Source organism: Dactylosporangium sp. CA-152071, assembly GCF_050936335.1.
Classification (GTDB): Bacteria; Actinomycetota; Actinomycetes; order Mycobacteriales; family Micromonosporaceae; genus Dactylosporangium; species Dactylosporangium maewongense.
Genome location: NZ_JBNJMZ010000001.1, coordinates 4772024 through 4785378, shown reverse-complemented (window position 1 = coordinate 4785378; position 13355 = coordinate 4772024). Strand labels below are relative to the sequence as shown.

General features: G+C 72.3%; 11 protein-coding genes. 6 read left to right on the top strand and 5 right to left on the bottom strand.

All coding sequences use genetic code 11. The features are described from left to right. Positions 1 to 14 precede the first annotated feature (14 nt). From ACQEVZ_RS21425 to ACQEVZ_RS21415, 3 genes are read left to right on the top strand one after another with little or no spacing between them, the layout of a single operon-like run. Positions 15 to 2555 carry a PAS domain S-box protein gene (locus tag ACQEVZ_RS21425; protein WP_433369170.1) on the top strand — a complete coding sequence of 847 codons (2541 nt, stop codon included), beginning with the start codon at positions 15 to 17 and terminating at the stop codon, positions 2553 to 2555. Next, on the top strand, positions 2552 to 2980 hold the full coding sequence (locus ACQEVZ_RS21420) for a response regulator (RefSeq protein ID WP_344503782.1): 429 nt from the start codon (positions 2552 to 2554) through the stop codon (positions 2978 to 2980). Before ACQEVZ_RS21425 ends, ACQEVZ_RS21420 begins: the two co-directional genes overlap by 4 nt. Next, entirely contained in the window at positions 2977 to 4488 is a 1512-nt protein-coding gene (locus ACQEVZ_RS21415) for an ATP-binding protein (RefSeq protein ID WP_433369167.1), read from the top strand. Before ACQEVZ_RS21420 ends, ACQEVZ_RS21415 begins: the two co-directional genes overlap by 4 nt. A gap of 23 nt (positions 4489 to 4511) precedes the next feature. On the opposite strand, the gene ACQEVZ_RS21410 is transcribed toward ACQEVZ_RS21415, so the two are convergent. Continuing rightward, positions 4512 to 5198 (bottom strand): TetR/AcrR family transcriptional regulator, encoded by a 687-nt coding sequence (locus ACQEVZ_RS21410; RefSeq protein WP_433369164.1) that lies wholly within the window; start codon positions 5196 to 5198, stop codon positions 4512 to 4514. 111 nt (positions 5199 to 5309) lie between these two features. On the opposite strand from ACQEVZ_RS21410, the gene ACQEVZ_RS21405 reads away from it, so the two are divergent. Next, the gene (locus ACQEVZ_RS21405; RefSeq protein ID WP_344503779.1) at positions 5310 to 6215 is read left to right on the top strand and encodes an NAD-dependent epimerase; all 906 of its coding nucleotides are present in this window, start codon (positions 5310 to 5312) and stop codon (positions 6213 to 6215) included. On the opposite strand, the gene glpX is transcribed toward ACQEVZ_RS21405, so the two are convergent. After that, on the bottom strand, positions 6198 to 7238 hold the full coding sequence (gene glpX, locus ACQEVZ_RS21400) for a class II fructose-bisphosphatase (protein ID WP_344503778.1): 1041 nt from the start codon (positions 7236 to 7238) through the stop codon (positions 6198 to 6200). The two genes, ACQEVZ_RS21405 and glpX, sit on opposite strands and share 18 nt — an antisense overlap. Positions 7239 to 7350: 112 nt before the next feature. Between glpX and ACQEVZ_RS21395 the strand changes: the two genes are divergently transcribed. Both ACQEVZ_RS21395 and ACQEVZ_RS21390 read left to right on the top strand, forming a co-directional pair. Next, positions 7351 to 7938 carry a DUF4245 family protein gene (locus tag ACQEVZ_RS21395; protein ID WP_433369159.1) on the top strand — a complete coding sequence of 196 codons (588 nt, stop codon included), beginning with the start codon at positions 7351 to 7353 and terminating at the stop codon, positions 7936 to 7938. 91 nt (positions 7939 to 8029) lie between these two features. Then, entirely contained in the window at positions 8030 to 8419 is a 390-nt protein-coding gene (locus ACQEVZ_RS21390) for a hypothetical protein (RefSeq protein WP_344503775.1), read from the top strand. An 877-nt stretch (positions 8420 to 9296) separates the two neighbouring features. On the opposite strand, the gene ACQEVZ_RS21385 is transcribed toward ACQEVZ_RS21390, so the two are convergent. The 3 genes from ACQEVZ_RS21385 to ACQEVZ_RS21375 are packed head-to-tail and all read right to left on the bottom strand — an operon-like array spanning position 9297 to position 13326. Beyond that, positions 9297 to 10289, bottom strand: coding sequence for a 4-hydroxy-3-methylbut-2-enyl diphosphate reductase (locus tag ACQEVZ_RS21385; RefSeq protein WP_433369156.1), 993 nt, complete (start codon positions 10287 to 10289; stop codon positions 9297 to 9299). Next, entirely contained in the window at positions 10286 to 12571 is a 2286-nt protein-coding gene (locus tag ACQEVZ_RS21380; protein ID WP_433369153.1) for an FtsX-like permease family protein, read from the bottom strand. The genes ACQEVZ_RS21385 and ACQEVZ_RS21380 overlap by 4 nt, the downstream gene beginning before the upstream one ends. Before the next feature lie 11 nt (positions 12572 to 12582). Then, positions 12583 to 13326, bottom strand: coding sequence for an ABC transporter ATP-binding protein (locus ACQEVZ_RS21375; protein WP_344503772.1), 744 nt, complete (start codon positions 13324 to 13326; stop codon positions 12583 to 12585). Positions 13327 to 13355: the final 29 nt, after the last annotated feature.

Below are 13355 nucleotides of genomic sequence, written 5' to 3'. Positions count from 1 at the left end.
ATCTGCAGAGCGTGGTGGGCGTCCGTCTCCAGGTCCTCGGGGTGGTGCTGCTCGGCCTGCTGGTCTCCGGCGGGGCGGGCCTGCTGATGCACCGCGTCGAGCTGGACAACGCCGGCCAGACCCTCGACCGGCGGGTCGCCGCCGCGCAGGAGGCGGTGGCGTCCACCGCCCAGCGGTACGTCGACGCGGTGCAGCTCGTCGCCGGCGGCCTGGAGGCGCTGCCGAAGATCGACGCCACCTCGTTCACCTCCGCCACCGCCCCGCTCGGCCGGCTCTGGCTGCCCGGCGCCGCGTCCGCCGACTTCGTCGTCGCCGTGCAGCGCTCCGACGTCCAGGCCGCCCAGGACGACTGGCGGGCCCGCGGCGCGGTCGGGCTGACGCTGCGCCCGGCCACCGACGCCGGCCGGCACTACTTCACGGTCCTGCAGCGCAACCTGGCGCAGGACACGAGCGACGGCGTCGGCCAGGACCTCACCACGGCGCCGGAGGCGGCCCGGGCCCTGGAGCGGGCGCTGCGGATCGGGCTGCCGGCGCTCTCCGGCCCGTACCTGCTGCCGCGCGACGCCGACCTGCCGGAGCAGGAGCGGCAGCACTCCGTGGTGCTGCTGCAGCGGGTCGTGGACCAGGTCACCGGCGAGCTGCGCGGGTTCGTCGAGCTGACCGTGCGGATGCAGGCCTTCTTCACCGACACGATGCTCCAGCCGTCCCGCGAGCTGGTGGACGTGACGCTGTCCGCGATCGAGGACAACGCGTGGGTGCCGATGGCCCGCATCTCGCGGCAGCACGTCGGCGGGCCCGACCTGCGCCGCAGCGTCATCGTGCAGGTCGCCGACCAGCAGTGGCGGCTGATGGTCGTCACCGACAGCGAGGCCCTGATGGGCGCCGAGAGCCACCTCGACGCGGGCATGGTGTTCAGCGGGCTCGCGCTCACCGTCGTCACCGCCGTGCTCGTCTACACCCTCGCGACCTCGCGCCGCCGGGCCGAGGACTGGGTCGCCCAGGCCACCGCGGACCTGCGGCACCAGGCGACGCTGCTGTCCGCGGTGATGAACACGATCGGCGACGGCGTGGTGCTCATCGGCCCCGACGGTGCCGCGATGTGGCTCAACCCGAGCGCCCGCGAGCTGCTCGGCGACGACGTCGAGCGGCAACCGCCGGCCGAGTGGGCGCGGCTGCTCGACGCGTACGAGAGCGACGGCGTCACCCCGTTCCGGTTCGAGGACCTGGTGCAGCGCCCCCTCGAGGCGCAGGCCGAGATCATCGTGCGGGGCCGCCGGCTGGACGTGCGGCTCCGGCGGCTGGTCCACCAGGACGGCGACGGCGGCGCGGTCGCCGTGCTGCGCGACGTCACCGACCTGCACGACGCCGACGAGAAGGTGCGCGCCTCCGAGGAGCTGTTGCAGCTGCTGCTGGACGGCGCCCGCGACTACGCGATCTACATGCTGGACCCCGACGGGGCCGTGATGAGCTGGTCCGCCAACGCCGAACGGCTCAAGGGGTACCGCGAGGACGAGGTCATCGGCCGCTCCTACGCGATGTTCTTCACGCCGGAGGAGGCCGCCGAGGGGGTGCCGCAGCACATCCTCGCGCAGGCGGCGGAGTACGGCCGGGTCGAGATCGACGGCCCGCGGGTGCGGCACAACGGCAGCCGCTTCTGGGTGCACGGCACGCTCACGGCGGTGCGCGGCCCCGACGGCTCGATCCGCGGCTTCGTCAAGGTCGGCCAGGACGTCACCGAGCGCAAGACGGCCGAGCGGGCGGTCGAGCGGCTCAACGCGGAGCTGGAGCTGCGCGTCGCGGAGCGCACCGCCGACCTGCGCGAGGCCAACGCGGAGCTGGAGTCCTTCTCGTACAGCGTCTCCCACGACCTCCGGGCGCCGCTGCGGGCCGTGGACGGCTTCGCCAAGATGCTCGCCCTTGATCACGGCGACGCGCTCGACGAGCAGGGCCGCCGGTACCTGTCCCGCATCCGCGCCGGCGCGCAGCAGATGGGCGAGCTGATCGACGGGCTGCTCGCGTTCTCCCGGCTGCAACGGCAGGAGATGGCGAGCCTGCGCGTCCACCTCGACCAGCTCGTCGCCGACGTCTGGGACGAGCTGAGCGTCGAGCGCGGCGACCGCGACATCGTCCTGACCGTGGGGGACCTGCCGGACGCCCAGGGCGACCCGCGGCTGATCCGGCACGTGGTGGCCAACCTGGTCGGCAACGCGGTCAAGTACACCCGCGCCGTCTCCCCGGCCCGGATCGAGGTCGGCCACAAGGTCACCACGGAGGCGGACGCTGCAATGCCGGGCGTCGGGGGCGACGCCGTGTATTACGTGAGGGACAACGGCGCCGGCTTCGACATGCGGTACGCCGACAAGCTGTTCAAGGTCTTCCAGCGGCTGCACCGCGCCGAGGACTACGAGGGCACCGGCATCGGGCTCGCGCTCACCCACCGCATCGTGGTGCGGCACGGCGGCCAGATCTGGGCCGACGCGGCGCCCGGCGAGGGGGCCACCTTCTACTTCACCCTTCCGGCATACGCAGACACGCTGTTGGAGGTGGGCGGATGAAACCGCTGTCGAACAGGGTCCTGCTCGTCGAGGATAATCCCGACGACCTGGAGCTCGCCCGCCTGGCCTTCGAGCGGGGCAGGTTCGCCCGCAACGTCGACGTCGCCCGCGACGGCGCCGAGGCCCTCGACTACCTGTTCGGGCGGGCCGCCGCCGACCCGCCGCAGGTCGTGCTGCTGGACATCAAGCTCCCGCTGGTCGACGGCATCGACGTGCTGCGCCGGGTCAAGGCCGACGCGCGCACCCGCCACATCCCGGTCGTCATGCTCACCTCGTCGGCGCAGGACCGCGACCTGCACGCCTGCTACGAGCTGGGCGCCAACAGCTACATCGTCAAGCCCGTCGACATGGAGCAGTTCCTGTCCGCCGTCAACAGCATCGGCCTGTACTGGCTGGGGCTCAACCTGACCGACCAGCACTCATGAGGATCCTGCTCCTCGAGGACAACCCCGACGACGCCGAGATGCTCGTGTTCGAGCTGCGGCGGGCCGGCTTCGCGCCCACGTGGCGGCGGGTCGAGTCCCGGGCGGAGTTCCAGGCCGCGCTCGACGACCCCGAAGGCCTGCCGCAGGTGATCCTCGCCGACTACTCGCTGCCGCAGTTCAACGCCCTGGAGGCGCTGCACATGCTGCGCGCCGGCGGCTACGACATCCCGGCGATCGTGGTCAGCGGCGCGATGAGCGAGGAGTCGTGCGTGGACGCGCTGCGCCACGGCGCCGTCGACTACCTGCTCAAGGACCGGCTCAGCCGGCTCGGCTCGGCCGTGCAGCACGCCCTGTCGCAGCAGCGGCTCGCCGCCGACCAGCGCCGCGCGGAGGAGACGTTCCGCGCCGCGTTCGACCACGCCCCGGTCGGCATGGCCGTCACCGACCTCGACGGGCACGTGCTGGAGGTCAACCAGGAGCTGGCCCGCATGACCGGGCTGCAGCCCTCGCAGCTGCTGCTGGACATGGTCGCCGAGGAGGACCGGCCGATCGTCGCGGAGAAGATGAAGCGCCTCGTCGCCGGCGAGGCCGAGAAGGTCAGCAAGGAGCTGCGGCTGTGCCGCTCCGACGGCGCGCCCCTGTGGGGGCAGTACTCGGCGTCGCTCATCGGCTCGGGCGGCAGCGCCCGCGGCCGGGGCCATCACGGGGCGCACCACGTGGTGCACCAGATCGCCGACGTCACCGACCGCCGGCGCGCCGAGGAGGCCCTGCAGCGCCAGGCGGCGAAGCTCGCCCGCACCAACAGCGACCTGCAGGAGCTCGACCGGCTCAAGAGCGAGTTCGTCGCGACCGTCTCCCACGAGCTGCGCACGCCGCTGACCAGCATCCGCGGCTACACCGAGATCCTCGCCGACGCGCACGCCAGCTCCCTCGGCGCGACCGAACGCAAGATCGTCGGCATCATCGACCGCAACGGGCGCCGCCTGCTCGACCTCATCGAGGACCTGCTGACCTTCTCCCGCATCGAGTCCGGCACGCTCACGCTCAGCGTCGGGCCGGTGCAGATGCGGCAGATCATCGACGCCGCGTACGAGGCGATCCGGCCCTCCGTCGAGGCGGCCGGCCTCAGCATCACCCTCGACGTCGACGAGCACATCCCGGTCGTGCAGGGCGACGGCGAGCAGATCGAACGCGTCGCGCTCAACCTGCTGACCAACGCGGTCAAGTTCTCCGACGCGGGCGGAGCGATCACGGTGACCGGCCGCGAGCGCGACGGCGAGGTCGTCGTCTGGATCCGTGACACCGGGGTCGGCATCCCCGAGCACGAGCAGAGCATGTTGTTCACCCGCTTCTTCCGTACCGCCGACGCGCAGAAACGGGCGATCAAGGGCAGCGGCCTGGGCCTGGCGATCAGCAAGGCGATCGTCGAGGCGCACGGCGGATGGATCGCGCTGGAGTCCATCGAGGGCAGCGGGACCACCGTCGGCTTCGGCATCCCGACCCCCTAGACCCCCTGGACCCCTGACCTGGATCAGATCCCCACGAACCCGGCCTGCGCCCGCATCTGGTGCTCGAAGAACTCGTCGCGGTGCTCGACGACGTTGTTGAGCTGGCCGAACACCTCGAAGCTGACCAGGCCGAAGAGCGTGACCCAGGCGGACAGGGCGCGGGCCGTCACGGCGTCGGGCACGTCCGGGGCGATCACGGCGCCGGCCCGCCGTACATCCTCCGCGACCGCGTCAGGGACGGGCTCCGGCGGCCCGGGCGGCAGGCGGCGCGCCACCGCGGCGTCCTGGATGATCGTGCCCAGCACGGTGACCGCCCTGGTCGCCGCGGCGACGGTGTCCGTGGGCGCCTGGTATCCGGGCACGGGGCTGCCGTAGATCAGCGCGTACTCGTGCGGGCGCTCCAGCGCCCACCCGCGCACCGCGTCGCAGACCGCCATCCAGCGGCCGGTGAGGTCGTCGCGGCCGACCGTGCGCTCCCGGTCCTCGACGGTCTGCCCGAGGGAGTTGTACGCGTCGAGGATCAGCGCCGTCAGCAGGTCGTCCCGGCTGGCGAAGTACCGGTAGATCGCCGAGGAGACGACGCCGAGGTCGCGGGCCACGGCGCGCAGCGACAGGTTGGCCCCGTCGGTGGCCAGGTGCCGCCGGGCGATCGCCTTGATCTCCTCGGTCATCTCCGCACGGACCCGCGCCCTGATACCTGTCGCCTTCATGCCGTACATAGTCTCATGCTCTTTTGAGAGAGCACTGCTCTTGTTTCGCCCGACGACACGTGCTCTACTGAGAGAGCAGTGCTCTTGAAATCGTCGTCAGGGGAGGCAGTCATGCAGGTCATCGTCGGTGCCGGCGCCGTCGGCTCGATCATCGCGGCGCGGCTCGCGGAGTTCGGTGAGCCCGTCAAGATCGTCAGCCGCTCCGGCGGCGGGCCCGCCCACCCGCTGATCGAGCGGGTCGCCGCGGACGCCGCCGACGCGGCCGCCCTGCGCCGGATCGCCGCCGGCGCCACCGTCATCTACAACTGCGTCAACCCGCTGTACCACGCCTGGACGACCGACTGGCCGCCGATCAACGACGCGCTGATCCGGGCCGCGGCCGCCAACGACGCCGTCCTCGCGATCACCGGCAACCTGTACGGCTACGGGCCCGTCACCGGCCCGATGACCGAGGACACGCCGCTCGCGGCGACGGGTCGCAAGGGTCGCGTCCGGGTGGCGATGTGGCGCGACGCGCTGGGCGCCGGCATCCGTACGTTCGAGGCCCGCGCATCGGACTACATCAGCCCCACCTCGTCGATCATCGAGATGGCGCTGCCGGCGATGCGGGCCGGGACGACCGCGTGGCTGCCCGGCGCCCTGGACGTGCCGCACAGCTACACGTACATCGGCGATGTCGCCGACACGCTCATCTCGCTCGCGACCGACGAGCGGGCATGGGGCAGGGCGTGGCACGTGCCCTCGCCGCCGCCGATGACGGGCCGGTCGCTGCTGGACACCGTGGCCCGCGTCGCCGGCCTGCCCGCCCCGCGCCTGCGCTCCTACCCGGCGGCCGCGGTATGGGCCGCCGGGCTGACCGACAAGTTCGCCAAGGAGTTCCGCGAGGTGCGCCACCAGCACGTCAGGCCGTTCGTCATGGACTCGTCCCGGGTCACCGCGACGTTCGGCCTGACGCACACGCCGGTCGACGAGGCCGTCCGGTCGGTGCTCAGCCTCTCGTCAGCCAGTGCTGGGTAGCGCACCCTCGGGCTCGATCGCCAGCGGCGGCAGGATCCCGTCGAAGTCGACCAGCGAGTAGGCCCGCAGCTTCTCCAGGCGGTGGAACGAGTCGACCACCCGGATCGTGCCCGACCGGGACCGCATCACGATCGACTGCGTCTCCGCCCCACCCCTCCGGTAGCGGACGCCCTTGAGCAGGTCGCCGCTGGTCACCCCGGTCGCGCAGAAGAACATGTTGTCGCCGCTGACCAGGTCGTCGGTGTGCAGCACGCGACCGAGATCGTGGCCGGCGGCGACGGCCTTCTCCCGCTCGGCGTCGTCCTGGGGCCACAGCTTGGCCTGGATCGCGCCACCCATGCACTTCAGGGCCACCGCGGCGACGATGCCCTCGGGCGTGCCGCCGATGCCCATCAGCACGTCGGTCTCCGAACCCTCGCGGGCGGCGCTGATCGCCCCCGCGATGTCCCCGTCGGAGATGAACCGGATCCGGGCCCCGGTCCGCCGCACATCCTGGATCAGCTGCTTGTGCCGGGGCCGGTCCAGGATGCAGACCGTGACCTCGTCCACCCCGGCCCGCTTCACCCGCGCGATGCGCCGCAGGTTCTCCTCGACGCCGGCGTCGATGTTGATCACGTCCGCATAGTCCGGCCCGACCGCCAGCTTCTCCATGTAGAACACGGCGCTCGGGTCGAACATCGCCCCGCGCTCCGCGACGGCCAGCACCGCCACCGCGTTGGGCATCCCCTTGCTCATCAGCGTCGTCCCGTCGACCGGGTCGACCGCCACGTCCACCTCGGGGCCTGTCCCGTCCCCGACCCGCTCGCCGTTGTACAGCATCGGCGCGTTGTCCTTCTCGCCCTCGCCGATCACCACGACGCCCTGCATCGGCACCGAGTTGATCAGCAGGCGCATCGCGTCGACGGCCGCACCGTCGCCGCCGTTCTTGTCCCCCCGTCCGACCCACCGTCCGGCGGCCATGGCCGCGGCCTCCGTGACTCGTACCAGGTCGAGGGCCAGATTCCGATCCATCTCACGACTCATGTGTGTGCTCTCCTCGCGCGGCGTTGCGTGGGCGGGCGGGCCATCCTCAATCGTGTCAGGCCGACGTGTTCCGCGTCGCTAGTGGCCGGGCGGTTGTGGCAACTTCCATCCGATGGTTCACGATGGGGGTGTGGAAACCGCTGCTCCCGCACCCGCTGGCTCCTCGTCGTCGGCTTCTGCCTCGTCGGCCTCTGCTTCTTCGGAGCGCGCCGGTCGCCGTCCGCGCGACATGGCGCTGTCGATGCTGGTCTTGCTGGTGCCGGTCTTCCTGCTGGTCGGCTTCTACCGCTACCTCGGCCACGAGGACCCGCCGGCCGTCGACACCACCGAGGTGTACGGCTCGGTCGAGCGCGCCCGCCAGTTCACCCCGCTGCGCCCCACCGATCTGCCACCGGGCTGGCGGATCGCCTCGGCCACCTACACCGACGGCATCCTGCGCCTGGGCGTGACCGCCCCCTCCGACGGCGCCATGCAGCTCGCCCAGAGCGCCCAGCCAGCCGCCACCCTCATCCCGTCGATCATCGGCCCCGCCGGTTCCGCCGGCGCCCGGGTCTCGATCAACGGCACCGACTGGCAGCGCCACGACGACGCCCGCCCGGGCGAACGCGCCCTCATCCAGTCCACCCCCACCCGCACCGTCATCATCTTCGGCCGCGCCACCGACTCCCAGCTCCAGCGCCTGGCCTCCTCCCTCCGCTGACCGCCGTCCTCCGCTGACGGTCGGCCGTCCGATACCGCAGTGTCGGGCACATGATCGCGGCGGCGCGGGCCCGGGGGATACCGTCCCCGGCATGTTCGGATTCGGCCGGAAACCCGGCGCCAAGGCAGTCAGCGCACGTGGCGAGATCGCTCACGTGGACTTCGGCCTGCAGAGCGTCGACCAGCAGGGCCATACCCGGTCGGCGAGCTACACCGTCCGCGTCCAGGTCTTCCCCGACGGCGCGGCCCCGTTCCTGGCCTCGATCAAGGTCAAGCTCCGCGGCACCGCGGGCCCGATGATCGGCGAGGAGACCTGGGTCCGCTACCAGCCGAACGACAAAGAGCGCATCGACTTCGACCGCGACCAGATCAAGCTCCGCGCCTACGACCGCGTCCGAGCCAACCCCGCCCTCCAACTCGTCGTCGACACCCTCTACACCCACGGCGACCCACCCGTCAGCGTCATCGCCACCGCCCGCTGACCCACCCCCGCGTGATCCGGAAGATCTTGTGTACCCAGGGGTGCGCAAAGTCTTCCGGATCATGAGAACCGAGTGCCAGGCGTCCTCGCGCGGTGGGCGGTCGGCGCTCAGGCGATCACCGGCCCCCTGGTCAGCACGATCTGCCTTGGTCGGCGTTGCGCCAGCTGGGTGGACGTTGTGCGGTGGTCAGCATCCTGGTGATCCGGAAGACCTGTGTACCCAGGACCGCACAAAGTCTTCCGGATCATGAGAACGGAACGGCAAGTCTCCCCGCGCGGTGGGGTAGCCATGGCTCAGGCGATCGCCGACCCCTGCGGTCAGCGTGATCGGCACCCGCTCGGTTCTGCGCCGGCGTCCCCGTGATCCGGAAGAGTTTGTGTACCCAGGGGTGCGCAAGGTCTTCCGGATCACGAAAGCCGAGGGCCGGGCGTCCTCGCGCGGTGGGGCAGGCCTGGCTCAGGCGATCACCGACCCCTGGCCAGCGCGATCTCCCCACTCGGCGTTGTGCCGTCTGGGTGGACGTTGTGCGGTGGTCAGCATCCTGGTGATCCGGAAGATCTTGTGTACCCAGGACCGCGCAAAGTCTTCCGGATCATGAGAAATGCGGACCGCCAGGAGTTGCTGCACGGGTGGAGCGGCCACCGTGCGGAGCGCAGTGCCTACGGGGCGGACGACGTGTTGTGCTGGTCCGGGTTGGGATGCGTCTCGGTCGTGCGGGCTGCCTGGGGTCGCGGTCGACCGTCCGGCCTCGCCGCTGTGCAGCGGCCTCACCTACCTCGACCACGCCCACATGGAGCTGGGTGGTGGTGGCGGGGCGGCGGGGCATCAGCAGCGACGGCGGCAAGCGCCGCGGACGGCGCCGGGTCGGGGGCGGTCGTTACGACAGGGTCTTGGCAACCTCGGCGGCGCGGGCGGTGGCGTTGGCCTTCATGTCGCGCTTGAGCTCCTGGGGCAGGGAGAACACGAGCTTCTCCTGGGCCGTGGTGATCTCGGCGACGTCGGTGAAGTCGCGGGCGGCCAGGAAGTCGAGGACCTCCATGACCAGCTCGTCGGGGACCGAGGCGCCGGAGGTGACGCCGACGGTGGTGGCGCCGGTGAGCCAGTCGTCCTGGATCTCGTGGGCGTAGTCGATGAGGTAGCCCGCGCTGGCGCCCGCGTCGACGGCGACCTCGCGGAGGCGCTGCGAGTTGGACGAGTTCTGGGAGCCGACGACCAGCACCACGTCGCAGTTGGGCGCCATGGCCTTCACGGCGTCCTGCCGGTTGGACGTGGCATAGCAGATGTCGTCGCTGGGCGGGGACATCAGCAGGGGGAGCTTGGTCTTGAGGCGGGCGACCGTCTCCAGGGTCTCGTCGACCGAGAGCGTGGTCTGCGAGAGCCACACCACCTTCGACGGGTCGCGGACGGTGACCTTGTCGACGCCGTCGGGGCCGTCGACGAGCTGGATGTGGGCGGGGGCCTCGCCGGCCGTGCCGATGACCTCTTCGTGCCCCTCGTGACCGATGAGCAGGATGTCGTAGTCCTCGGCGGCGAACCGGCGGGCCTCCTGGTGGACCTTGGTGACCAGCGGGCAGGTCGCGTCGATGGCCTTCAGCGAGCGGGCGGCGGCCTGCTCGTGGACCTCGGGGGCGACGCCGTGGGCGGAGAAGACGACGATGGCGCCCTCGGGCACCTCCTCGTTCTCCTCCACGAAGATCGCGCCCTTCGCCTGCAGCGTGCCGACGACGTGCTTGTTGTGCACGATCTCCTTGCGGACATAGATCGGCGCGCCGTAGAGCTTCAGCGCCTCCTCGACCGTCTGGACCGCACGGTCGACGCCGGCACAGTAGCCGCGGGGCTTGGCGAGCAGAACGCGCTTCGAACCAGTCACCCCGCCATGGTACGTGCCCCCACCGACAACATCCTCCGTCGGAGAAACGGTACAAGCGAGGCAAACGTCGCAAGCAGCGCGCACGCACCCGCCACGGCGGCCAGCGTGGCCCACGGCATGACCAGGGTCACAGGCGCGCCGACCTCCTCCTGCAGCCCGGCCCGCGCCTCGAAGAGGGCCGGCACGGCGACCGCCAGTCCCAGCAGGACGCCGAGCGTGACCGCGAGCAGTGACTCGACGACCACGAAGCGCGCCGTCTGGTCCGTCGTCGCTCCGGTACGGCGCAGCGTCGCCAGCTCCTGCCGCCGCCCGTACGTCGCCATGAGCACGGTGTTGGCCACCGCGAGCCCCGTGTAGCCGACGGAGATGCCGAGCAGCACCGCCAGGAACAGGTTCACCAGGTCGTTCTCGCTCGCGGCCTCCCGCTCGACGTAGGCCCGGGCCGTCATGGCGACGGCGCCCGGCGACGGCACGAACGCGCCCGACAGGTGCACCACCTGCGCCATCGCGGTCGGGTCGTGCCGCCGTACCAGGTCCCGCGGCAGCAGCACCGAGTCGGACAGGCCGGACACGCGCAGCGGCACCACGACCCCATCGGCGAACCGCAGCGCCACCTCCGAACCCACCGGAAACCCCAAAACCGAAGGAACCGAAAAACCCGAAAAATCGGGTACACCAGAAACGGGGATGGACTCACCCGACGGCAGGTAGGCGACGGACGGCAGCTCGGAGCGCCCAGTCTGCGCGGAGACCGCGGCCTCCGACAGGCCCGGAGCGCCGGCGACGCTTGCCGCCACCGATGCGGCCGGGATGGCCCGGGCGTCCTCGATGTCCACCGCCTCCGAGGCGGTCTGGAACGTGCCGACCAGCAGCACCGCGAACCCCACCGCCGCGAGCACCGGCGCCGCCACCGAGGCCAGCCGCCGCGCCGATACGGCCGCCGCGCCCCGGACCAGCACGCCCGTCGCGCCCCGGCCGGCCGGCGTCAGCCGTACCAGCGGAACAACGACGACAGGGGCCAGCAGCGCCGCCGCGACCAGCAGGAACATCGCCGACGCCAGGACGATGGTCGGCTTGTCCTGCGCGGTCGACCCCGGCAGGAGCAGCGCCAGGCCACCGCCGGCCAGGACGCAGAGGCTCCCCAGGGCCCAGCGGGTCTTCGTCATCGGCCGCCGCTCCGCCGCCGCCTCGCGCAGCGCGTCCAGCGGCGACACCCGCCCGGCCCGGCGCGCGGAGAGCCACACCCCGGCCGTGGCCACGACGAGCCCGGCCAGGACGGACACGCCCAGCGCCCACCACGACACGCCGACGGTGAACCCGGCCGGCTCCAGGCCGACGGCCACGAACGGCCCGGCCAGCAGCGGTGCGGCAAGAGCGCCGAGCAGCGCGCCGGGCACCCCGGCGGCGAGCGCGACGAGGACGGTCTCGGTGAGCAGCAGCCGCCGCACCTGCCCGGGGGTGGCGCCGACGGCGCGCAGCAGCCCGAGCTCCCGCCGCCGCGACGTCACGGCGAATGCGCAGGTCGACGACACCACGAACACCGCGACGAACCCGCCGACGAACACGGTGGCGATGATCAGCTGCGCGCCGATCCACCGCGTCCGCGTGTCCTGCTCCGGCTCGACCGCGGACCGCGCGTCGCCGGTGAGCACCGTCCCGGCCGCCCCCGCGTCGAGCCGCACCGAGGCGCCCGGCTCGAAGCGGACGCCGATCACCCGTACACCACCCGCAAGCTCCGACGCGGTGGCCTCGTCGACGTAGAAGCCCTCGCCGTCGAAGACCCCCGTCACCGTCCAGCTCGCGGGTCCGGCGGCGGTCAGGACCGGCAGCGTCGAGCCGACGGGGACACCCGCCGAGGCCGGCACCGCCACCTCGCCGCGATCGGCCGGCGGTTTGCCGTCGCGGATGGTGTACCCGCCGAGCCCCGCCGACGACCAGGCGCGTCCACTGTGGACCGAGTCGCGGGGGTTCCCGGCCGGCTGCCCGCCGACGAGGCGCTGCACGTAGAACGTCCGGAACGGCACCGCCGCCAGCACCCCGGGTGTCGCGCCGAGGTCGGCGACCAGCGAGGACACCTCGTCCGGCGACCACGGGCGGTACACCGGAAAACCGCCCTCGACGGGATCGAACGACGGCGAGGCGACCACCGCGTCCGTGGCCGCGAGCGCGTCGGGGACCCGCGGCTGGGCGGCCGCCCACAGGGCGAGGCTGCCGGAGATGACGGCGACGCCGAGCAGCAGCGCCGCGAACGTGCCGAGGAACCCGGCCCACCTGTGCCGCACGGAGGCCAGCGTCATGACAGCGCCGCCATGCGGGTCGCGATGTGCTCGGCGCCGCGCGGCTCGTGCAGGTCCTCGACGATCACGCCGTCGGCGAGGAAGAGGACCCGGTCGGCGTACGCGGCGGCGAGTGGGTCGTGGGTCACCATGACCACCGTCTGGGCGTGCCGGTCGACGGCGGCCCGCAGCAGCCGCAGCACCTCCCGGGACGCGGTCGCGTCGAGGGCCCCGGTCGGCTCGTCGGCGAACACCACGACCGGCCTGGTGACGAGGGCCCGGGCGATCGCGACCCGCTGCTGCTGCCCGCCGGACAGCTCACCCGGCCGGTGGGTGGCCCGGTCGGCGAGCCCGACCTCGGCGAGCATCGCGTCGACCTGCCCCGGCTCGGCCCGGCGGCCGGCGAGGCGCAGCGGCAGCTCCACGTTCTGCGCCGCGGTCAGCGACGCGACCAGGTTGAACGCCTGGAACACGAAGCCGATCCGGTCGCGCCGCAGCCGCGTGCGGGCCTTCTCCCGCAGCGGCCCGAGCTCCACCCCGTCGACGAGGACGCGGCCGTCGGTGACCTGGTCGAGGCCGGCCGCGCAGTGCAGCAGCGTGGACTTGCCGGAGCCCGAGGGGCCCATCACGGCGGTGAAGCTGGCCGGGGCGAACCCGACGGAGACCCGGTCGAGGGCGGTCACGGCCTGCTCGCCGGCGCCGTACCGGCGGGTGACCGCGTGCAGCTCGACGGCCTGGCGCAGTTGCAATGTCGTCGTCACGCTGTCGAGCCAACCGTTTCGCCGGCCCC